At 64.8% G+C, this 21342-nt stretch carries 17 protein-coding genes and 1 riboswitch; of the genes, 10 read left to right on the top strand and 7 right to left on the bottom strand.

All coding sequences use genetic code 11. The features are described 5' to 3' along the window. The first annotated feature begins 47 nt into the window (after nucleotides 1–47). Both argE and U4Y90_RS23065 read left to right on the top strand, forming a co-directional pair. Nucleotides 48–1211 carry an acetylornithine deacetylase gene (argE, locus tag U4Y90_RS23060; protein ID WP_321797997.1) on the top strand — a complete coding sequence of 388 codons (1164 nt, stop codon included), beginning with the start codon at nucleotides 48–50 and terminating at the stop codon, nucleotides 1209–1211. 77 nt (nucleotides 1212–1288) lie between these two features. Next, nucleotides 1289–2710: a cytosine permease gene (locus U4Y90_RS23065; protein WP_321797999.1), complete on the top strand. Its 1422-nt coding sequence runs from the start codon at nucleotides 1289–1291 to the stop codon at nucleotides 2708–2710. Nucleotides 2711–2788: 78 nt separating this feature from the next. Here U4Y90_RS23065 and U4Y90_RS23070 read toward each other — a convergent pair whose 3' ends face one another. Beyond that, entirely contained in the window at nucleotides 2789–4189 is a 1401-nt protein-coding gene (locus tag U4Y90_RS23070; protein ID WP_321798001.1) for an MFS transporter, read from the bottom strand. Nucleotides 4190–4481: 292 nt separating this feature from the next. On the opposite strand from U4Y90_RS23070, the gene U4Y90_RS23075 reads away from it, so the two are divergent. Then, nucleotides 4482–5501, top strand: a complete 1020-nt coding sequence (locus U4Y90_RS23075) for an alcohol dehydrogenase (protein ID WP_321798003.1) — start codon at nucleotides 4482–4484, stop codon at nucleotides 5499–5501. 105 nt (nucleotides 5502–5606) lie between these two features. Here the strand turns inward: U4Y90_RS23075 and U4Y90_RS23080 are convergent, their stop codons facing one another. The 6 genes from U4Y90_RS23080 to glyA all read right to left on the bottom strand — a co-directional run bounded on the left by U4Y90_RS23080 (nucleotide 5607) and on the right by glyA (nucleotide 11231). Beyond that, nucleotides 5607–6209, bottom strand: a complete 603-nt coding sequence (locus tag U4Y90_RS23080) for a dimethylsulfoniopropionate lyase (RefSeq protein WP_321798005.1) — start codon at nucleotides 6207–6209, stop codon at nucleotides 5607–5609. A 37-nt stretch (nucleotides 6210–6246) separates the two neighbouring features. Continuing rightward, a complete protein-coding gene (locus U4Y90_RS23085; RefSeq protein ID WP_321798007.1) occupies nucleotides 6247–7452 on the bottom strand; it encodes a Xaa-Pro peptidase family protein in 1206 nt (401 codons plus the stop codon). A gap of 12 nt (nucleotides 7453–7464) precedes the next feature. Further along, a complete protein-coding gene (locus U4Y90_RS23090; RefSeq protein WP_321798008.1) occupies nucleotides 7465–8592 on the bottom strand; it encodes a hybrid-cluster NAD(P)-dependent oxidoreductase in 1128 nt (375 codons plus the stop codon). 100 nt (nucleotides 8593–8692) lie between these two features. Next, a complete protein-coding gene (locus tag U4Y90_RS23095; protein ID WP_321798010.1) occupies nucleotides 8693–9238 on the bottom strand; it encodes an N-acetyltransferase family protein in 546 nt (181 codons plus the stop codon). Between the two features lie 27 nt (nucleotides 9239–9265). Continuing rightward, nucleotides 9266–9880: a helix-turn-helix domain-containing protein gene (locus U4Y90_RS23100; protein WP_321798011.1), complete on the bottom strand. Its 615-nt coding sequence runs from the start codon at nucleotides 9878–9880 to the stop codon at nucleotides 9266–9268. A gap of 103 nt (nucleotides 9881–9983) precedes the next feature. After that, nucleotides 9984–11231: a serine hydroxymethyltransferase gene (glyA, locus tag U4Y90_RS23105; RefSeq protein ID WP_321798013.1), complete on the bottom strand. Its 1248-nt coding sequence runs from the start codon at nucleotides 11229–11231 to the stop codon at nucleotides 9984–9986. A 283-nt stretch (nucleotides 11232–11514) separates the two neighbouring features. Then, a riboswitch (guanidine-I (ykkC/yxkD leader) is annotated at nucleotides 11515–11623 on the top strand. Nucleotides 11624–11681: 58 nt separating this feature from the next. Here glyA and U4Y90_RS23110 point away from each other — a divergent pair. The 7 genes from U4Y90_RS23110 (at nucleotide 11682) to atzF (ending at nucleotide 21337) form a co-directional block, all read left to right on the top strand. After that, a complete protein-coding gene (locus tag U4Y90_RS23110) occupies nucleotides 11682–12746 on the top strand; it encodes a putative urea ABC transporter substrate-binding protein (RefSeq protein WP_321798015.1) in 1065 nt (354 codons plus the stop codon). A gap of 30 nt (nucleotides 12747–12776) precedes the next feature. Continuing rightward, nucleotides 12777–13592 carry an ABC transporter permease gene (locus tag U4Y90_RS23115; RefSeq protein ID WP_321798017.1) on the top strand — a complete coding sequence of 272 codons (816 nt, stop codon included), beginning with the start codon at nucleotides 12777–12779 and terminating at the stop codon, nucleotides 13590–13592. Continuing rightward, a complete protein-coding gene (locus U4Y90_RS23120; protein ID WP_321798018.1) occupies nucleotides 13589–14362 on the top strand; it encodes an ABC transporter ATP-binding protein in 774 nt (257 codons plus the stop codon). Before U4Y90_RS23115 ends, U4Y90_RS23120 begins: the two co-directional genes overlap by 4 nt. Nucleotides 14363–14380: 18 nt before the next feature. Beyond that, complete coding sequence (locus U4Y90_RS23125; RefSeq protein ID WP_321798020.1) at nucleotides 14381–15088, top strand: urea amidolyase associated protein UAAP1; 708 nt, start codon at nucleotides 14381–14383, stop codon at nucleotides 15086–15088. Nucleotides 15089–15102: 14 nt separating this feature from the next. Further along, complete coding sequence (locus U4Y90_RS23130; RefSeq protein WP_321798022.1) at nucleotides 15103–15747, top strand: urea amidolyase associated protein UAAP2; 645 nt, start codon at nucleotides 15103–15105, stop codon at nucleotides 15745–15747. 170 nt (nucleotides 15748–15917) lie between these two features. Continuing rightward, on the top strand, nucleotides 15918–19496 hold the full coding sequence (uca, locus tag U4Y90_RS23135; RefSeq protein ID WP_321798024.1) for an urea carboxylase: 3579 nt from the start codon (nucleotides 15918–15920) through the stop codon (nucleotides 19494–19496). Between the two features lie 41 nt (nucleotides 19497–19537). After that, nucleotides 19538–21337: an allophanate hydrolase gene (atzF, locus tag U4Y90_RS23140; RefSeq protein WP_321798025.1), complete on the top strand. Its 1800-nt coding sequence runs from the start codon at nucleotides 19538–19540 to the stop codon at nucleotides 21335–21337. Nucleotides 21338–21342 lie beyond the last annotated feature (5 nt).

The raw sequence follows: 21342 nt of genomic DNA on the forward strand, positions 1-21342 counted from the left end.
CCGCGCATTGAACCCGACCGCCGCGCCGAGCTATGGAGTGCCGGGCGATGAGTGAGATGACGAGCCGCGATCTGCTCGAACGGCTGATCGGCTTCGCGACGGTCAGCCGCGATTCGAATCTCGCGCTGATCGAGTTCATTCGCGACTGCCTCGCGCAGTTCGACGTCGAAAGCGAGCTGTTCTATAACGCGGAGCGCACGAAGGCGAATCTGTTCGCGACGATCGGGCCGCGCGATCGCGGCGGCATCGTGCTTTCGGGGCATACGGATGTCGTGCCCGTCGACGGACAGGCGTGGACCGTCGATCCGTTCACGCTCAGCGAGAAAGAAGGGCGGCTCTACGGACGCGGCACGGCGGACATGAAGGGCTTTCTCGCATCGGTGCTGGCGGCCGTGCCGATGTTCGTCCAGAGCGAACTGAGGGTACCGGTGCATCTCGCGTTCTCCTACGACGAGGAAGTCGGATGCCTCGGCGTACGGCCGATGCTCGCGGAACTGGAGAAGCGGACGCACAAGCCCGTGCTGTGCCTGATCGGTGAGCCGACTTCGTTGAAGCCGGTGCTCGGCCACAAGGGCAAGCTCGCGATGCGCTGCTGCGTGAAGGGCGCGCCTTGTCATTCCGCGTATGCTCCGTATGGCGTGAACGCCATTCAATATGCGGCGCGGCTGATCAATCGTCTGGAGGACATCGGCGATCGACTCTCGCAACCCGCGCATCACGATGAACGTTTCGATCCGCCTTACTCGACCGTGCAGACGGGCACGATCAAAGGCGGCCGCGCGCTCAATATCGTGCCGGCCGAATGCGAGTTCGACTTCGAAGTGCGCGCGCTTCCGGGCTTCGACGCCAACGAGGTCGCCGACGACTTGCAGACATACGCGCGAGCCGAACTGCTGCCGAAGATGCGCGCGGTGAAGACCGATACCGACATTCGCTTCGAACCGCTCTCCGCGTATCCGGGCCTCGCGACGCCGCCCGACAGCGAAGCAGCGCGACTGCTCGCATTGCTCAGCGGCTCGTCGGAATTCGGCACGGTGGCATTCGGCACCGAAGGCGGCCTGTTCGATCAGGCCGGCATACCGACCGTCGTATGCGGTCCCGGCAGCATGGATCAAGGGCACAAGCCCGATGAGTTTCTGACGGTCGAACAACTTCAAGACTGCGACGCGATGCTGATACGGCTCGCGCATCATCTCTCGACACTAGCCTGACATTTCAAACGCCGCTGGCGAAGCCGACGCATCGCGCGTCAGGGCATCGCTTTGCCGCGCACAAACAGGAGACGACTTTGACTACTGCGCAACGCAATGCTTCTGCGCTGATCGAGAAGCACACCATCGGCTATGTGCCGCCCGAGGATCGCCACGGCAAAGTGCGCGACCTGTTCACGTTATGGTTCGGCGGCAATATCGCGCCTTTGCCCATCGTGACGGGCGCGCTCGGCGTGCAGATCTTTCATCTGAACCTGCTGTGGGGCATCGTTGCGATCATCGTCGGGCAGGCGGTCGGCGGCGTGCTGATGGCGCTGCATTCCGCGCAGGGGCCGCAAATGGGCATTCCGCAAATGATCCAGAGCCGCGCGCAGTTCGGTTCGTGGGGCGCGCTGCTCGTGACCGTCATCGCGGGCGTGATGTACGTGGGCTTCTTCGCGTCGAATATCGTGCTCGCGGGCAAATCGCTGCACGGCATCGAGTCATCGGTATCGGTGCCGGTGGGCATCGTGATCGGCGCAATGGGATCGGGACTGATCGGCATCATCGGATACAGGTGCATTCATATCCTGAACCGGATCGGAACGTGGGTGCTCGGCATCGGCATTTGCATCGGCTTCGGTTACATCCTTACGCATATCTCGACCGGTGATTTCCTGACGCGCGGCGGCTTCAACATCGCCGGCTGGCTCGCGACGGTGTCGCTCTCGGCGCTCTGGCAGATCGCGTTTGCACCTTACGTGTCCGACTATTCGCGCTACTTGCCCGCGAACGTGCGCGTCGCGTCCACCTTCTGGGCGACGTATCTCGGCTGCACGATCGGCTCGACGCTCGCCTTCGTGTTCGGCGCGGTCGCGGTGCTGGCGGTGCCGCCGGGCGCCGACGCTATGGACGCCGTGAAGCTCGCCACCGGACCGCTCGGCCTGCCGATGCTCGTGCTGTTCCTGTTGAGCGTGATCAGCCACAACGCGTTGAATCTCTACGGCGCGGTGCTCGCGGTGATCACGTCGCTGCAGACCTTCGCGTATCGCTGGATTCCTACGGCGAAGGCGCGCGCGGTGTTGTCGGTCGTGATCCTCGTCGCATGCTGCTATGGCGCGATCGGCGCATCGACCAACTTCGTCGCGAATCTCGTCGATCTCGTGCTCGCATTGCTCGTCGTGCTGGTGCCGTGGACGGCGATCAATCTCATCGACTTCTATGTGATCCACAAAGGCAAGTACGACATCCAGTCGATCTTCCAGGTTGACGGCGGCATTTATGGGCGTTTCAATCCGCAGGCATTGATCGCGTATGCGATCGGCATCGCCGTGCAGATTCCGTTCATGAACACGCCGATGTATGCCGGTCCGGTGCCGAAGTATCTCGATGGCGCGGATCTGTCGTGGGTCGTCGGCTTGCTGCTGACGTCGCCGGTTTATTACTGGCTCGCGTCGCGCGATACGAGTTATCGGCGCAGGCAGAACGGTGCGCGCGTGGCGTCGAATGCAGCGCGATAAGCGACGGCATCCTCGAAACATCGCGCGCTGCGGGCTGACGAACACGGGCGTTTCATCGGCGCGGCCGTACCGGGAGCTTCATGCCTGCGCCTGCGACGACCGCAAATGCATGCCCAGCGCGCGCCGCGCGCTCAACGCGAGCAGCGCACACGACATTGCATTGAAGAGAAACAGCCCGCTCGGTCCGACGATCGTCATCAACGCCGACGCCAACGCCGGGCCGGTCATGCCGCCGAACGAGAACAGCACGAGCAGCAATGCCGAAATCGCGACGCGATGATGCGCCTCCGTGCGATCCTGCACGTGCGACACGATCAGCCCGTACTGCGTGAACGTGACGGCCACGTAGACGAGCGTCGCGACCCAGGTGATCGCGCGCACGTCGAAGCAGAAGAGCACGAGGCTCAGCGCAGCCGAAATCGATGCCGTGTAATACACGAGACGCCGCCGGTCGACTCTGTCGGAGAGGCGGCCCATCGGCCATTGCGGCACGAGCGCGCCGATCAGCGCGACGCCCATGAAGGTGGCGAGCTCGCTCGTCGTGAAGCCCGCGCGTTCGAGGTAGACGGGCATCATCGCGTAGAAGCTGCTGTAGATGAAGCCCGCGAGAATGCAGCCGGGCACCGCGAGCGGCGCTGAAACCATCATCTCGCGCACGCTTTCCCGCCAGGTGCGCGCGGGCACGCGATGCAGCGATTCGTCGGCGACCTTCACGGGCCAGCCTTCGAGCAAGGTCACCGGCATCACGGCGGCGGCGAAGAGCGCGGCGGCCATCGAGAACTGCTGCCCGCCCGAGCCCGCGCCGACATTCAGCAGAAACTGCCCCGTGCCCACCGCGAGATAGTTGATGGCCGCGTAGGAGCCGAAGACCTGCCCGCGCTTTTCGTTCTCGACGGTGCCGTTGAGCCAGCTTTCGATCGACGTGTAGAGGCCCATGAACGCGAAGCCGGTCAGAAGACGCACGGCGCCGAGCGTCCACGGCGACTGGGCGGCGCCGAACGCGAGCGCGAGTATGGACGCCGCCGCCGAGAACGCGACGAACGTCCGATGCTGCCCGATGCGGTCGATGAGCCTGCGATTGAACACCGCGCCGAGTATGAACCCGGCGTAGTAGCACGACTGGATCAGGCCGATGACGATCGTCGGATAGCCCGATTGCAGAATGCGCAACGGGATCAGCGTCTGGAACAGGCCGTTGCCGACGATCAGCAGCGCGTAGCTGCACAAAAGTCCGGCCAGCGCCCGGTAGCTGCTGCCGGCGACGCCGTGGACGTGCGGCGCGGCATCGGGCGGCGCGGCGGCCGCGGGCGGCGTCTGCCGGCCGAAGAGCTTGGCTTCGCTGAGGGGCCCGGTGCGCGCGACGGTGGGCGCTTCCAGATCCGGGTTCGTTTCCTCGTTTGGAGCCTGGTTCGACTCACTTCGTGTCTCGTATGGATCGCTTGCCTGATCGTCTGCAGCTGCGTCTTCGATTTTTGACATGACACCCTTGAAGGTCGCTCTGGTGATTCCGGTTTCGGCCCGCTTGCGCTTCGGCCGGCGCGCCCGAATGACGATGGTAACCGGCACCGGCCGTATCCGATGTTCGAATTTGTTTCCTGATGCTTTTGCTCATCCGCGCGGCCGGCCGATGCGCCGCGCCGAGACCTGTCACAATCGCAGTCTCCGACGTTTCTCGACGATGCGGTCGGGATTGCGATTTGCCGGGCCGTGTCATCCGACAGCGGCGTGCGAGGCGCGCCGCGCGTTTTTCTCCCATCACAAGGAGCAAGCGATGCCAACGATGCAGGCAGTGCAGGTAACGAAAGCGAATGGTCCGCTGGAAGTTGTCGAGCGCGACGTGCCGGAGCCGCCCGCCGGACACGTCCTGATCAAGGTGCAGGCGTGCGGGATTTGCCACAGCGATTCGCTCACCGTCGAAGGGCTTTGGCCAGGCCTGCAGTTTCCGCGCGTGCCGGGTCACGAGATCGCCGGCGTGATCGACAAGCTCGGCGCGGGCGTGGAAGGATGGGAGAAGGGGCAGCGCGTCGGGGTGGGCTGGCACGGCGGGCATTGCGGCCATTGCGAGCATTGCCGCCACGGCGACTTCGTGCTTTGCCAGCGCGCGCTCGTGCCCGGCATCAGCTACGACGGCGGTTACGCGGAATACATGGTGGCGCCGCAGGAAGCGCTCGCGCGCATGCCCGACGACCTCTCCGATGTCGATGCCGCGCCGCTCCTTTGTGCGGGCATCACCACCTTCAATGCGCTGCGCAATAGCGGCGCGCGCGCGGGCGATGTGGTCGCGGTGCTCGGCATCGGCGGGCTCGGTCATCTCGGCGTGCAGTTCGCGCGCAAGATGGGCTTCGAGACGGTGGCCATCGCACGCGGACAGGACAAGGCGCCGCTCGCGAAGCAGCTCGGCGCGCATCATTACGTCGACAGCGAATCGCAGAATGTGGCCGACGCGCTCAAGGCGCTCGGCGGCGCGCGCGTGATTCTGGCGACGGCGACGAGCGGCAAGGCGATGAGCGCGACCCTCGGCGGGCTCGGGCTGAACGGCAAGCTGATCATGGTCGGGATATCGGAGGAGCCGGTCGAGGTGCCGATCACGCAGTTCATCATGGGCCGCAACTCGGTGCAGGGCTGGCCGTCCGGCACCGCGGCGGATTCGCAGGAAACGCTGGCGTTCAGCGCGCTCTCGGGCGTGAAGCCGATGATCGAGGAATTTCCGCTGACGCGCGCGGGCGAGGCGTATGAACGGATGATGAGCGGCAAGGCGCGCTTCAGGGTGGTGTTGACGCCGGGCAAGTGAAGGGCGGCGCGAGTTGCGGGGTGGTTGAACAAGCCGCGAAGCTCCGCGAGCCGGGGCTTGCCGCGTGGGCTTTCGGCTTTTTTCGGCGGAGGCATCCCCCGCCGACTAATCCCCCTCGCTCGTCAGCAGACACCAGATCGCGAGAAACGGCACATCGCCCGATCGCATCGCATGCGGATTTTTGCGAACGTTATGAATCCCGCCGCCGATGCCCGGATCGATCCATTCGCCGCCGTCCTGCCGGAACTCGCCGGCCGTGAACAGCACATAGGCTTCCTCGGGCGGATGGCTGTGGTCCGGATAGCGCGTGCGCGGCAGCATCAGCGAGAAGCCCAGTTGCACGTCATAGCGGCTCTCCGCGCCGCCAGGACCGCAGATCATCCCGTGAACGTGCGCCTCGATGTAGCCGTCGCTGCCGTTCATGCCCGACGAACGGCGCGACCATCCGATATCCGGTTCGAGCGCCTTGATCACGCGCGCGGCGGCGCCGAAGCCGGTGTCGTCGTCGATGAAAGGCGCGAGCGTCGCGTCGAGCCACTCGCATGCGGGATAGCGCGTGCGACGCCGCGCGCCGTCGTCCGATGGCGTGCGCAGCCGCTCGAACACGCGCGCCGCGACGTGGCGTCCCGCTTCGGGCAACGTCTCCGACCGAAACAGCTTCTCCGCAATGTCGATGAAAGTCGTCACGTTTTCCGGACGTTGGTTCATGCAGCGCTCCCTGGCGAACAGGTGCCTCGATTCTCCATCACAACCATCCGGTTTCAAAACCGCATGCCGTGAGCGGCACGCAGCCGTGCTCGGTCAGCACCACTTGTTGTTCGAGCTTGACGCCCTGACTTCCGCCTTCCGCGCCGATATAACTTTCGACGCAAAGCGTCATGCCGATTTCGAAGCGGCCATCGTAACCCGCGCTGTCCCAATCGATCCGATGCGCGATCGCCGGATATTCGTCGACCATGCCGATGCCGTGCGCCACGCAGCTATATCGATTCTTCAGATACGGCTCGGGAATCGTCCACGCCTGCTCGGAGAACTCGCGGAACGTCATGCCGGCGCGCAGCAGCTCCATGTTGAAATGCACTTGCCAGTAGGCCAGTTCGTACAACCTGCGCTGCTCGTCCGATGGGCGCGCGTCGCCCACGATCCACGTGCGCGAGATGTCCGAGCAGTAGCCGTGCGGGCCGACCATGTCCGTGTCGAAGGCAAGCAGTTCGCCGTCGCGCAGCACGCGCGACGAACACTCGTGCATCCACGGATTGGTGCGCTCGCCGGACGCGAGAAGCCGCGTCTCGATCCACTCGCCACCGTGACGGATATTCTCGAAGTGGAGATGCGCCCATAGCTCATGCTCGGTCATGCCGGGCCGAAGTTCGCGACGCATGCGCTCGATGCCTCGCTCGCACGCACGCAGCGATTCGCCGATCAGCACGAGCTCGCCCGCCGATTTGATGGCGCGGGCGTCTTCCATCATCGCCTGACCGTCCAGCAGCGTGATGCCGCGCTTCATGAGTAGCGACGTGCCGATCGGATCGAGCCGGTCGACCGCGAGCCGGCAGTCGCCGCGACCATGCGCGCGCAATACGTCGACGATCTCGTTCGCCCAGACTTCGGCGCGGCGCTCGGCCTCGTGGCCCGCGTTGAAGTAGATCCAGCTCACCGCGCCGCGCATTTCGACGTTCAGTTCCATCTCGTCCCACACGTGCTCGCAGCCATGAAACTCCCACGCGACGATACGGCCATCGGCGAACACCATGATGTAGCGCGACGGATTGCGTGCGGTCCAGATCTGCATGTTCGATGTGTCCGTCGCATAACGGATGTTGACGGGGTCGTACAACAGAATCGCGGGACATTCATGCCGCTTCAGTTGCGCGAGCACGCGCGCGAGCCGATAGTTCCGGACGTCGCGCCGTGTGCGCGCATCGTCTTCGATAAGCTGCCCTTCCGCCATGTGCGTATCACCTCACAGTTCGAGCACGAGGTCCGAGGTCGGACGGCTGCAGCACAGCAGGCGCAGTCCCTTCTGAATTTCCCTGTCGCGGATGCCGCCGTTGTGTTTCATGTCGACGGTGCCTTCGAGCACCCTGGTCTTGCACGTCCCGCATATTCCCTGACTGCACGACGACGGAACGGCGACGCCCGCTTTCTTCGCCGCCGACAGCACGGTCTGCGATGCGTTCATCGTGAATGACCTCGATGAGCGCGAGAGTCTGACTGTGAAGGTCTCCTGGCCCGCAGCGATTTCCGTCGCAGGCGCCGGGACGACGCCCGCGCCGATGTCGAAGCTTTCCTGGTGATAGCGCCCCGGATCATGGCCGCCTTCGTGAAGCAGCGCGCGCACCGCGCTCATGTATCCGGCCGGGCCGCAGGTGAAGACTTCGCGCTCGCGATAATCGGGCGCCCATTGCGACAGCAGTTGCAGACCGAGGCGGCCGATCGGACCGTTCCACTGTGCGGCATCGCCGATGCCCTCGCACACGAAAAACACGCGCAGGCGAGGCGAGCGTTTTGCGAAGCGCGCGAGTTCCTCGCGGAACACGATATCGGCGGGCGTGCGCGCGCTATGAATGAACACGATGTCGCGGTCCAGCCCGAGATCGATGCTCGCGCGCGTCATCGACATCAACGGTGTGACGCCGGAGCCGGCGGACAGGTACAGCGATTTCGTCGCGGGCGCGATAGTCGGCGTGAACGTGCCGGAAGGTCCGTATGCGCGAAGCTGGCTACCGGGCTTCATGTTGTCGTGAAGCCAGTTCGACATGATGCCGCCAGGCACGCGCTTCACCGTGATGGAGAGCAGGAACGGGCGCGTGGGCGCGGAAGAAATCGTGTAGCAGCGCTCGACCGATTGCCCTTTCACCATCGCCGAAACGGTCATGAACTGGCCTGGCTCGAAACGCACGGGCAAGCCGTCGGCGGTGCGGAACTCGAAGCTCTTGATATCGTGCGTTTCGTCGACGACGCGGCAACACGTCAGCGTCTGCTGCTCGCCGCTCGGCCAGAGCCGGCCGCCGTGTTCCCAGATGGCGGTATCGGCGAAGCGATCGTCGAGATCGGGTGCGGGAACGAAGAATCGGTCTACGGAGTTCATGGCGCGGAAACACGATGAGGGCGATGAGCGCAGTATTGGTTCGCCCGAAAACACCGTCAACGCGCTTTATTTTCCGCGTTCCATTACTTCACGTTATGCGTCAGCCATCCACCGGCTCGGCCGGCGTTTCGAGGTTGAGCTGATAGAACGCCGCATCGAGCCAGCGGCCGAACTTGAATCCTGCTTCCGTGATCGTTCCCGAATGCGTGAAGCCGAGCCGCGTGTGCAGGCGGATGCTTCCCGCATTCGTCGCGTCGACACAGCCGACGAGCACATGCACCTGCGCTTGCCTCGCGCGCTCGATCAGTTCGCGCAACAGACGCTCCCCGAGCCCGAGCCCGCGGCAATCGCGATGCACGTAGACGCTGTGCTCCACCGTGTACTTGTAGGCGGGAAACGCGCGGAACGTGCCCCAGCTCGCGAAGCCGAGCAGCTTTCCCGAGGCATCGACCGCGCCCACGACCGGAAAGCCGCCCGCGCGTTTCGCCGCGAACCACGTCGACATGGCGGCGGCGGGGCGCGGCACGTAGTCGTACAGCGCGGTCGAGTTGACGATGGCGTCGTTCAAAATCTCGAGGATGGCCGGCGCGTGCTCGGCCTCGTTGCAGTCGATGAGGCGCACGTCGCGGGCTTCGGTGGTGTTCATGCGAGTTCCGTTGAGGCTGAAGATGAATCAGGTGGCGGGCGCGTCGCTGATCGCGAGAATGTAGCGCGCGGCCTTCGATGCCGGGTTGCTGAAGATGAGCGGCCGATCCAGCCGCATCGCGAGGCAATCGCCCTGCTGAAGCGCGTGAAGCGTGTCGCCGATCACGATATCGATGCGTCCGCTCATCACCCAGACTTGCTGATGCATCGCCGATTCGCGTCCGCCCGTCTCGTAGGCGACGCGCGCGCCCGGCGGAAAATCCACTTCGACCAATTGAAACGGCGACGGCCAGCCCGGAGGCGAAAGGTTTCGGCGCGTGTAGCCGGATTCCGGATCGCGCCATTTCAACTGCTGGCTGCGCCGCACTAGCGGCTCAACGGGCGCGCCTTCCTGCTCGCCGCCGAAGAGACTCGCGAGCGATACGCCGAGGCCCGCGGCCAGCTTGTCGAGCACGACGGCCGTCGGACTGGCCGCGCCGCGCTCGATCATCGAAATCATCGAGCGGCTCACGCCGCAGCGCGCCGCGAGCGCGTCGAGCGTGTAGCCGCGCGCGGCACGCAACTCGCGCACGCGCTCGGCGATGCGCTGGTTGATGTCGCTCTCGATGGCTTCGTCGGGCGATGGCTTTACGTTATCTAGCATAGTGGATGCAGTTTCCAGTAAATTAGATCACGATGTCAAGCAAAACGGGCTCCGCTGCACGAAAACAGCGGAGCCCGTCGACGCAAACTGCCGTCGATACCGATCAACCGTACACGGGGAAGCGCTTCGTCAGTTCGGCGACCTGCTCGCGCACGCGTTCCAGATTGCCCGCGTCTTCCGGGCTTTCCAGCACATCGGCGATGAGATTGCCGACGATCTCCGCTTCCTTCGTGCCGAAGCCGCGCGTGGTCATCGCGGGCGAGCCGAGGCGCACGCCGCTCGTGACGAACGGCTTTTCCGGATCGTTAGGAATCGCGTTCTTGTTGACGGTGATGTGCGCGGCGCCGAGCGCGGCCTCCGCGGCCTTGCCGGTGATCTTCTTCGCGCGCAGGTCGACGAGCATCACGTGGCTTTCCGTGCGGCCCGACACGATGCGCAATCCGCGCTTCACGAGCGTTTCGGCGAGCACGCGGGCGTTGTCGACCACGTTTTGCTGATACGTCTTGAATTCCGGCGACAGCGCTTCCTTGAACGCGACGGCCTTCGCGGCGATCACGTGCATGAGCGGGCCGCCCTGAATGCCGGGGAAGATCGCCGAGTTGATCTGCTTTTCGAACTCGGCCTTCATCAGGATCACGCCGCCGCGCGGGCCGCGCAGGCTCTTGTGCGTGGTCGTCGTGACGAAATCCGCGTGCGGCACGGGGTTCGGATACACGCCAGCCGCGATCAGGCCGGCATAGTGCGCCATGTCGACCATCAGATACGCGCCGACGCTCTTCGCGATCTTCGCGAGACGCTCGAAATCGATCTTCAGCGCGAACGCCGACGCGCCCGCGACGATCAGCTTGGGCTTGTGCTCGTTCGCGAGCTGCTCGGCCGCTTCGTAGTCGATGTCCTCAGCTTCGTTCAGACCATAGCTCACGACGTTGAACCACTTGCCCGACATGTTGACCGGCGAGCCGTGCGTCAGGTGACCGCCGTGCGCGAGGCTCAGGCCCATGATGGTATCGCCGGGCTTGAGCATCGCGAAGAACACGCCCTGATTGGCCTGCGAGCCGGAGTTCGGCTGGACGTTCGCGGCCTCGGCGCCGAAGAGCTGTTTCACGCGATCGATCGCGAGCTGCTCCACCACGTCGACATGTTCGCAGCCGCCGTAGTAACGCTTGCCGGGATAGCCTTCGGCGTACTTGTTGGTGAGTTGCGAGCCTTGCGCGGCCATCACGGCCGGGCTCGTGTAGTTTTCCGACGCGATCAGCTCGATGTGATCTTCCTGGCGTCGGTTTTCATCCGTGATGGCCGCCCAGAGTTCCGGATCGACGTTTTCAACGGTGCTGGCTGCGCGATTGAACATGATGGTTACCCATGTGAGAGAGAAGCGGGTTGCCGCGGGAACGCGTGACTGTCCCGTATTCCATCGAAAGCCGGCGCGCGCGGATAGAAGAATTTCGACATTGCGCTGGAATGCAGGCACCCGTCTGGTGCGCCCGCGCGTGCGCGCACGGCGGCCATGCCTCGCGTCTGTGCACGAATGCGCTTCGCGCACGCCGATCCCACGTATTTCCGGTGCTGGCACGCTTATCGCATAGAGCCTTTCAGGAGCCGGTGCAGCATCCGGTTTAGCAGTCACAATCTGGCAAATGGACGACTAGGGTTCCGGTCCGCATCGACGTTCGGTGCGCGACGCTGGTCCGAGAGTTGTCGACCTCGAACGAGGTTACACGGCGGGACAAAAGCCCGGGAGAGAACGCGATGCGTCGCGCCGCTCCTGCCGTCGATAACCGTTTCCTGCGAGGTCAACCTCATGCGCGTCCGTTTTCTCGTCGCTGCCGCCGTCGCTCTCTCACTCTGCTTTTCCACGCCTTCGTTCGCTCAGGCCCGCAAGGACTTCAAGGTCTGCTGGACCATCTATGCCGGCTGGATGCCGTGGGGCTATGCGAAGACGCAGGGCATCATGTCCAAATGGGCGAAGAAGTACGGCATCAATGTCGATGTCGTGCAGCTCAACGACTACATCGAATCGATCAATCAATACACCGCCGGCAAGTTCGATGGCTGCGCGATGACCAACATGGACGCGCTGACGATTCCGGCGACGGGCGGCGTGGACAGCACGGCGTTGATCGTCAGCGATTACTCGAACGGCAACGACGGCGTGCTCATCAAGGGCGCGGGCAAGAAGGTCGCCGATCTCAAGGGCCAGTCCGTCAATCTCGTCGAGCTTTCGGTGTCGCACTATCTGCTCGCGCGGGCGCTCGAATCGGCCGGCATGAGCGAGCGCGACATCAAGACCGTCAATACGTCCGATGCCGATATCTCCGGCGCATTCGCGACGCCCGCCGTTCACAACGCGGTCACGTGGAACCCGATGCTCGCCGATCTCAAGGCGAAACCCAACGTCACCGAAGTGTTCGATTCGAGCCGCATTCCCGGCGAGATCATGGACATGATGGTCGTGAACACGAAGACGCTGCACGACAACCCCGCGCTCGGCAAGGCGCTCACGGGCGCATGGTTCGAGATCATGCAGACGATGCACGGATCGTCGCCGGACAGCGAGGCCGCGCTCACGTCGATGGCGAAGGCGTCGGGCACCGATCTCGCCGGCTACAAGTCGCAGCTCTCGACCACCGCGCTCTTCTACACGCCGAAACAGGCGCTCGACTTCGCGACGAGCCCGGACATGCCGAAGATCATGACGCGCGTCGCGCAGTTCTCGTTCGATCACGGTCTGCTCGGCAAGGGCGCGCCGAACGCGGGCGCGGTCGGCATGGCGTTCGACAACAACGTAGTCGTCGGCAGCAAGAGCAATCTGAAGCTGCGTTTCGATCCGACGTACGTGCGCATGGCCGCGCAAGGAAAGCTGTGATCGCCGCGGCATTCTGAAGAGGAGAGGCCCATGCGGCTCATCAACCGACATCCCGGCCGCACCGGCAGTCTGATGCTGTTGCTGTTGCCTTTCATCGTGCTCGTCGCGGTGTATTTCACCGGCTCGTCGCTGCGGCTGCAGGCGAATCCCGACGACAAGCTGTTGCCGTCCGCGACGCAGATGAAGAGCGCGCTCAACGAGTATGCGTTCACCGAAGACAAGCGCACCGGCGAGCATCTGATGCTGAGCGACACGCTATCGAGCATGAGGCGCCTCGGCATCGGGCTTGCGGCGAGCGCGGCCATCGCGCTCGTGTTCGGCATCGTGACGGGCAGCATTCCGCTCGCGGGCGCGACGCTGTCGCCGTTCATCACGGTGATATCGATGATCCCGCCGCTCGCCGTGCTGCCGATTCTGTTCATCGTATTCGGCCTCGACGAGTTGTCGAAGGTCGTGCTGATCGTGATCGGCATCACGCCGATGATGATCCGCGACCTGCAGCAGCGCACGCGCGAGATTCCCGAGGAGCTGTGGATCAAGGCGCAGACGCTCGGTGCGTCGAGCTGGACGCTGATCCTGCGCGTGATCGTGCCGCAACTGCTGCCGCGTCTTCTGATCGCGCTGCGGCTCGCGCTGTGCTCCGCTTGGCTCTTTCTGATCGCGGCGGAAGCGATCGCATCGACGGACGGGCTCGGCTATCGCATCTTCCTCGTGCGCCGGTATCTCGCGATGGACGTGATCCTGCCGTATGTCGCGTGGATCACGCTGCTCGCGTGGCTCATCGACGAAGCATTGCGCCGTCTCACGCAATGGGCGTTCCCCTGGTACAACGGAGGCCGCGCATGATCGAGATCCGCAATCTATGGAAGCAGTACGACGATCAGGTCGTGCTGGAGCGGCTCAATCTGCGTATCGCGGAAGGCGAGTTCTGCTCGATGGTCGGTGCATCGGGTTGCGGCAAGTCGACGTTCCTGCGTCTGTTGCTCGGACAGGAACGCCCGACGCGCGGTGAGATCCTGCTCGATGGCGAGCCGTTGCCGTCGGAGCCCGACGCGCATCGCGGTGTCGTGTTTCAGCGCTATTCGGTGTTTCCGCACCTGAGCGTGCTGCGCAACGTGATGCTTGGGCTGGAACTGCCGCATGCGCGCTTCACCGGACGGCTGTTCGGTGCGCGCAAGCGTCTTGCACGCGATGAAGCCGTCGCGATGCTCGCGCGCGTGGGCCTCGCCGATTCGCTCGACAAGTATCCGCATCAACTCTCCGGCGGCATGCAGCAACGCCTCGCGCTGGCGCAAGCGCTGGTGATGAAGCCGCGCGTGCTGCTGCTCGACGAACCCTTCGGCGCGCTCGATCCCGGCATTCGCCGCGACATGCACGAGTTGCTGACCGGCCTGTGGCGCGAAGCGAAGCTGACCGTCTTCATGGTCACGCACGACCTGAAGGAAGGCTTCACGCTCGGAAGCCGCGTGCTGGTGTTCGACAAGGTGCGCATCGACCCGCAGGCGCCGCAGGCCTACGGCGCGCGCATCACCTACGACATTCCGCTCGAACGCAACGGGGCGCGCGCATCGCAAGCGGCGCCGGAGATGCCGCCGCTGCTCGCCGTGCCCGCATGAACGAAAGGACAAACACACATGAACGAAACCTTGCTCGAAGAAACGATTCCCGGCGGCGGTCATGCGTCGCTGATCGTGAAGCGCGGACAGTCGCTGCGCCTGACCGATGTGTGCGGCGGCGCGAACGTCGCCATGCTGCTTTTCAATGCCGCTGAAAAGAGCGAGCGCCTGAATCTGCCCGACACGCTCAAATGCCAGCACACCGCGAAGCTCACAAAGGGCCATTGTCTCTATTCCGACATGGGCCGCGTGCTCGCCGCGATCGTCGCGGATACCTGCGGATGGCATGACAGCCTTGCCGGCGTGTCGGATGCGGCGGAAGTATTCGCGAAGTACGGCGAAGGCCGCTATCAGGAGTTGCGCAATGCGTTCTATCGCAACGGCACGGACAACCTGCTCGTCGAGCTCGGCAAATGGGGACTCGGCATCCCGGATCTGCTGATGACGCTGAATCTCTTCAGCCGCGTCGACGTGACCGATGCGGGCGCGCTGAACTTCGTTCAGGGCAATTCGCAGGCGGGCGATCACATCGAGTTGTATGCGCCGATGAACACGCTCGTCGTGCTGACGGCGATCCAGCATCCGCTCGATCCGAATCCCGAGTACGCGCCGAAGCCGGTGAAGCTCACGCTCGGCAACGCGTCGCCTGAAGTCGCGGAGATCTGCCGCACGTCGTGCGATGAAAACACGCGCGGCTTCATCAACACCGAACGATTCTTTCTCTGAGCGACGAGGCGCGCATGACGACATCCACACTCACCGCGAGCACGCTCGACCCGGCCAGTGCGATCTTCCGCGAAACCTTGCCTGCGGGCGAGCCGTGGCTCAAGGAGCTGAAGGCAGGGCAGACGCTGCGCATTCGCGATGTCGAAGGCAATCAGGCCATCGACACGCTGTTCTACAGCGCTGCAAATCCGCGCGAGCGCTACGATGCGCAGCGCACGCTGCGCCGCCAACAGAGCCTCTATCTGACGACGGGCACCGTGCTCTATTCGAATCTCGGCAATCCGATGCTGACCATCGTCGCCGATACGTGCGGCCGGCACGATACGCTCGGCGGCGCGTGCGCGCAGGAAAGCAACACCGTGCGCTATGCGCTGGAGAAGCGCTACATGCACAGTTGCAGAGATAACTACCTGCGCGCGTGCGCGCACGATGGCCGTCTCTCGAAGCGCGATATCGCCGCGAACATCAACTTCTTCATGAACGTGCCGGTGACGTCCGAAGGCGGCCTCACGTTCGAGGACGGCATTTCCGGCGCGGGCAAGTATGTCGAATTGCGCGCGCGGATGGACGTGATCGTGCTGATCTCGAACTGCCCGCAACTGAACAATCCGTGCAACGCCTACAACCCGACGCCGGCGGAGCTGACGATATGGAACTGAGCACTTTGCGCCGCTGGCTCTACACGATCATGAAAGCACGCGCCCAACGCCTGCTGCCGACGGATCGCCGCCCGAAGTACTGAAGGCACCGAACGCCGACCTGCCGGGGACGACCCCGGCATGCATGCCCACGTGGCGGGACGGCCCGCCCACGCATTGAACATCCGATCATGTTCGACAAAGTCCTCATCGCGAATCGCGGCGCGATCGCATGCCGCATTGTGCGCACGCTGCGCGAGCTGAACGTCCACGGTGTCGCCGTCTATAGCGAAGCGGATCGCGCGAGCCGCCACGTCAGCCTCGCCGATACGGCCTTCAGTCTCGGCGACGGCGCCGCGAGCGCCACCTATCTCGACATCGCGAAGATCCTCGCCATCGCACGCGAACAAGGCGTGCAGGCGATTCATCCGGGCTACGGCTTTTTGTCGGAGAACGCCGCGTTCGCGGAAGCGTGCGAAGCGGCGGGCATCGCGTTTATCGGGCCGACGCCCGCGCAACTGCGCGCATTCGGCCTCAAGCATACGGCGCGCGCGATCGCCGGCGAGCAGGGCGTGCCGATGCTCGAAGGCACGGGTCTCGTCGACGATATCGGCACGGCGCTCGACGCGGCGCGACGCATCGGTTATCCGGTGATGCTGAAGAGCACGGCGGGCGGCGGCGGCATCGGCATGCGCGTGTGCCGTGCCGACGACGAACTCATCGCGCAGTTCGATATCGTCAAGCGGCTCGGGCAAAGCAATTTCAGCGACGCCGGCGTGTTTCTGGAGAAGTACATCGAGCGTGCGCGGCATCTCGAGGTGCAGGTGTTCGGCGATGGTCGCGGCAATGCCATCGCGCTCGGCGTGCGCGACTGCTCGGTGCAGCGTCGCAACCAGAAGGTGCTGGAGGAGACGCCCGCGCCGAATCTGCCCGAGGGCATGGAAGACGCGCTCTGCGATGCCGCGATCCGGCTCGCGCGAGCCGTCTCGTATCGCTCGGCGGGCACGGTCGAATTCGTCTACGACAGCGATGCGAAGCGCTTCTATTTTCTCGAAGTGAACACGCGTCTGCAGGTCGAGCACGGCGTGACCGAACAGGTATGGGGCGTGGATCTCGTGCGCTGGATGATCGAGCTTGCGGCGGGCGTGTTGCCGCCGCTCGATACGCTTGCCCGCGATTTGCAGCCGCGCGGACATGCGATCCAGGCGCGTCTGTACGCGGAAGATCCGGGCCGCGATTTCAAGCCGTGTCCGGGGCTGCTGACCGACGTATCGTTTCCGTCGTCCGATGGGCGCGCGCTGCGCATCGACACATGGATCGAAGCCGGTTGCGACGTGCCGCCGTGGTTCGATCCGATGCTCGCGAAGCTGATCGCATGGCAGCCCACGCGCGACGAAGCGCGCCACGCGCTGGATGCCGCGCTCGAAGCGACGCGCATCTACGGCGTCGAAACGAATCGCGCCTATCTGCGGCAGATTCTCGCCGATGCGCCTTTCGCGAGCGGCCATCCGTGGACGCGCTGCCTCGAAGGCTTGCGCTATCGCGCATCGACGATGGAAGTGCTGAGCGGCGGCACGCAGACGACGGTGCAGGATTATCCGGGGCGTCCGGGTTACTGGGCCGTGGGCGTGCCGCCGTCCGGACCGATGGACGATCGCGCGCTGCGCCTCGGCAATCGCCTGCTCGACAACGACGACGATGCCGCCGCGCTCGAAATCACGATGAGCGGTCCGACGCTGCGCTTCAACACGGATGCGGTGGTCGCGGTGACGGGCGCGACGCTGCCCATCCTGCTCGACGACATCGTGCAGCCGATGAACACGACCTTCCTCGTCGCGGCAGGCTCGACGCTCGCGCTCGGCACGATCCGCGGCGCGGGCGCGCGGGCATATCTGTGCGTGCGCGGCGGGCTGGATGTCGCGCGCTATCTCGGCAGCCGCAGCACGTTCACGCTCGGTCAGTTCGGCGGGCATGGCGGGCGCGCATTGCGCACGGGCGATGTGCTGCATCTGCCCGCGCTGACGAATCACGATGCGGGTGCGGCGCTTGCAGACACACTCACGCATCGCCTGGACGACGTGCGCGTGCTGCGCGTGATCTACGGTCCGCACGGCGCGCCGGAATACTTCAGCGCGGCTTACATCGATCGCTTTCTGGATACCGACTGGGAAGTCCATTTCAATTCGAGCCGCACGGGCGTGCGTCTCATCGGTCCGAAGCCCGAATGGGCGCGTGCCGATGGCGGTGAAGCGGGCCTGCATCCGTCGAACATTCACGACAATCCGTATGCGGTCGGCGCGGTCGATTTCACCGGCGACATGCCCGTGATTCTCGGTCCGGACGGCCCGAGCCTCGGCGGCTTCGTGTGCCCGGTCACCGTGATCGAAGCGGATCTGTGGCAGATCGGCCAATTGAAGGCGGGCGACAAGGTGCGCTTCGTGCCCGTCGATGTCGCGGCGGCGCGCGCGGCGGCTTCGTCGTGGCCAGCGCCCGCAACGCCGGCCCGGGAAGCGCCGTTGCAATCGCCGATCGTATCCGACATCGGTGAAGGCGATGAGCGGCTCGTCGCGCGTCTTTCCGGCGACACGCATCTGCTGCTCGAAATCGGACCGCCCGAGCTCGATCTCGTGCTGCGTTTTCGCGGGCATGGCCTGATGCAGTCGCTCGAAGCGTTGCAGTTGCCCGGCGTCGTCGATCTGACGCCCGGCATCCGCTCGCTGCAGATTCACTATCAGCCCGAACGCCTGCCGCTCGACGCGCTGCTCGAACACGTCGCGACGGCATGGAAAGGCGTGCTGCTGCAAAAGGACTTGCGCGTGCCGTCGCGCGTCGTGCATCTGCCGCTGTCGTGGGACGATCCCGCGTGCCGGCTCGCCATCGACAAGTACATGACGACCGTGCGCAAGGACGCGCCGTGGTGCCCGAGCAATCTGGAGTTCATCCGCCGCATCAACGGTCTCGATGCAATCGACGACGTGAAGCGCGTGGTGTTCGACGCGAGCTATCTCGTGATGGGCCTGGGCGATGTCTATCTCGGTGCGCCGGTCGCGACGCCGCTCGACCCGCGTCATCGTCTCGTGACGACGAAGTACAACCCGGCGCGCACGTGGACCGCGGAGAACTCCGTCGGCATCGGCGGCGCGTATCTGTGCGTGTACGGCATGGAAGGGCCGGGCGGCTATCAGTTCGTCGGACGTACGTTGCAGATGTGGAACCGCTATCGCGAAGTCGCGGATTTCGCGGGACGTCCGTATCTGTTGCGCTTCTTCGACCAGATACGCTTCTACGAAGTCTCCGCCGACGAATTGCTGCGCATACGCGAGGCCTTTCCGTTGGGACGTTATCCGTTGAAGATCGAGGAGACAGAGTTGTCTCTCGCGGACTATCAGGCGTTTCTCGATCGCGAAGCGGATGACATCGCGCAGTTCCGCGCGCATCAGCAAACGGCGTTTTCGGCGGAGCGGCAACGCTGGCACGAAGCGGGCAGCGACGAAACCACGCTCGATGCACCCGTCGCCGAAGCTGAGATCGCGCCGCTCGCCGATGGTCAGATCGCCGTCGACAGCGAGATCGCGGGCAATCTGTGGCAAGTGCGCGTCGAGCGCGGCGCGAGCGTCGAGGCGGGCGATGTGCTCGTCGTGATCGAGTCGATGAAGATGGAGATCTCCGTCATCGCCCCGTGTGCGGGCACTGTCGGCGAGATCCACGTTGCGCCGGGCGCATCGGTGCGCGCGGGGCAGCGCGTCGCCGTGATCGAGCAGCGCGCATGACGCGCGCACTTCCTGACAACGCATCAAGGACATCATCGGACATGGATTCATTCGACTTGCGTCTTCCCGTTTTGCGCGCCGCGTATCGCGAAGGCCGCGCGACGCCGCGCGCGCTCATCGGCGCGTTGCGCGAGCGCGCCGCGATGCTGAACCCCGACTACCGGCTTTTCATTCATCTGCTGAGCGACGACGAAATCGAGCCCTGTCTCGCGGCGCTCGAAAGAAGCGACATCGACTCGCTGCCGCTCTACGGCGTGCCGTTCGCGATCAAGGACAACATCGATCTCGCGGGCGTGCCGACCACGGCCGCGTGCCCCGCGTTCGCCTACACGCCCGACCGCTCGGCGACGCTCGTCGCGCAGTTGATCGCGCTCGGCGCGGTGCCCATCGGCAAGACCAATCTCGACCAGTTCGCGACCGGGCTCAACGGCACGCGCTCGCCCTACGGCAAGTGCCGCAACAGCGTGCTCGCGGACTATCCGTCGGGGGGATCGAGCGCGGGGTCGTCGCTGGCGGTCGCGCTGGGTGTCGCGAGCTTCGCGCTCGGCACCGATACCGCCGGTTCGGGTCGCGTGCCGGCCGCGCTCAACAATCTCGTCGGCACGAAAGGGACGAAGGGCCTGCTGTCGACGGCGGGCGTCGTGCCCGCGTGCCGCACGCTCGATTGCGTGACGTACTTCACCGCGACCGCGAGCGAGGCGAGCGAACTGCTCGCGCTGACCGCGCGCCACGATCCCGACGACGCCTACAGCCGCGCGAATCCGCAATGGAACGACGCGGCGGCGTTCGGCACGATCGCGCGCTTTCGCTTCGGCGTGCCGCGTCAACTCGAATTCGCGGGCTGCGATGAAAGTCCCGCGCGCTTCGCCGGCGCACGCGCGGCGCTCGAAGCGATCGGCGGCGAGGCGGTCGAGATCGATTTCACGCCGTTCATCGACGCGGCGCGTCTGCTTTACGAAGGGCCGTGGGTTGCCGAGCGCTATTGCGTGACGGGCGCGCTGACGGAATCGCAGCCCGATGCCGTGCTTCCCGTGATTCGCGACGTGCTCGCGAAAGCGCCGGGCACGACCGCCGTCGATGCATTTCGCGCGCAATACAAGCTGCAGGCGCTGAAGCAGCGGTGCGATGCGGTGCTCGCCGATCTCGACTGCGTGCTGACGCCGTCGATTCCGCGCGCGGTCACGCTCGCTGAACTGGAGCGCGATCCGATCGGCGCGAATTCGCTGCTCGGGTATTACACGAACTTCATGAACCTGCTCGACTACGCCGCCGTCGCGACGCCGGCGGGCGTCATGAAGAACGGCTTGCCGTGGGGCGTGACGCTCTTTGGCCGCGCCTTCACGGATCAATATCTGCTGAGCGTCGCCGATGCGCTGCATCGCAAGCTCGCCGTGCCGTTCGTCGGCGGCGCGTCGCACGACACTGACGCGCCCCAACGCGTCGCGCGCGGTGACCGGATGAAGCTCGTCGTGTGCGGCGCGCATCTCGCGGGCCTGCCGCTGAACGGGCAATTGACCGCGCGCGGCGCGCGCCTCGTCGAAGCCATCGAGAGCGCGCCGCGTTATCGCCTGTATGCGCTCGCGGGCGGTGCGATCGCGCGGCCGGGCATGATGCGCGATGAAGCGAACGGCGCGGCGATCGCGGTCGAAGTGTGGGAGATGCCGAGCGCCGAAGTCGGCTCTTTCCTCGCGGGCATTGCCGCGCCGCTCGCACTCGGCAAGGTCGAACTCGCGGATGGAAGCTGGGAAACCGGCTTCGTGTGCGAGGCGCGGGGGCTCGAAGGCGCAATCGACATCACGCAATACGGCGGCTGGCGCGCGTGGCTGAATCGCGTCGTGTGAAGGTA

Source organism: Caballeronia sp. J97 (genome assembly GCF_905220305.1).
Classification (GTDB): Bacteria; Pseudomonadota; Gammaproteobacteria; order Burkholderiales; family Burkholderiaceae; genus Caballeronia.

Excerpts from the sequence above, each read along its gene's own strand:
- argE (WP_321797997.1), top strand. The coding sequence starts at position 48 with ATGAGTGAGATGACGAGCCGCGATCTGCTCGAACGGCTGATCGGCTTC.
- U4Y90_RS23070 (WP_321798001.1), bottom strand. The coding sequence starts at position 4,189 with ATGTCAAAAATCGAAGACGCAGCTGCAGACGATCAGGCAAGCGATCCA.
- U4Y90_RS23075 (WP_321798003.1), top strand. The coding sequence starts at position 4,482 with ATGCCAACGATGCAGGCAGTGCAGGTAACGAAAGCGAATGGTCCGCTG.
- U4Y90_RS23080 (WP_321798005.1), bottom strand. The coding sequence starts at position 6,209 with ATGAACCAACGTCCGGAAAACGTGACGACTTTCATCGACATTGCGGAG.
- U4Y90_RS23085 (WP_321798007.1), bottom strand. The coding sequence starts at position 7,452 with ATGGCGGAAGGGCAGCTTATCGAAGACGATGCGCGCACACGGCGCGAC.
- U4Y90_RS23090 (WP_321798008.1), bottom strand. The coding sequence starts at position 8,592 with ATGAACTCCGTAGACCGATTCTTCGTTCCCGCACCCGATCTCGACGAT.
- U4Y90_RS23095 (WP_321798010.1), bottom strand. The coding sequence starts at position 9,238 with ATGAACACCACCGAAGCCCGCGACGTGCGCCTCATCGACTGCAACGAG.
- U4Y90_RS23100 (WP_321798011.1), bottom strand. The coding sequence starts at position 9,880 with ATGCTAGATAACGTAAAGCCATCGCCCGACGAAGCCATCGAGAGCGAC.
- glyA (WP_321798013.1), bottom strand. The coding sequence starts at position 11,231 with ATGTTCAATCGCGCAGCCAGCACCGTTGAAAACGTCGATCCGGAACTC.
- U4Y90_RS23110 (WP_321798015.1), top strand. The coding sequence starts at position 11,682 with ATGCGCGTCCGTTTTCTCGTCGCTGCCGCCGTCGCTCTCTCACTCTGC.
- U4Y90_RS23115 (WP_321798017.1), top strand. The coding sequence starts at position 12,777 with ATGCGGCTCATCAACCGACATCCCGGCCGCACCGGCAGTCTGATGCTG.
- U4Y90_RS23120 (WP_321798018.1), top strand. The coding sequence starts at position 13,589 with ATGATCGAGATCCGCAATCTATGGAAGCAGTACGACGATCAGGTCGTG.
- U4Y90_RS23125 (WP_321798020.1), top strand. The coding sequence starts at position 14,381 with ATGAACGAAACCTTGCTCGAAGAAACGATTCCCGGCGGCGGTCATGCG.
- U4Y90_RS23130 (WP_321798022.1), top strand. The coding sequence starts at position 15,103 with ATGACGACATCCACACTCACCGCGAGCACGCTCGACCCGGCCAGTGCG.
- uca (WP_321798024.1), top strand. The coding sequence starts at position 15,918 with ATGTTCGACAAAGTCCTCATCGCGAATCGCGGCGCGATCGCATGCCGC.
- atzF (WP_321798025.1), top strand. The coding sequence starts at position 19,538 with ATGGATTCATTCGACTTGCGTCTTCCCGTTTTGCGCGCCGCGTATCGC.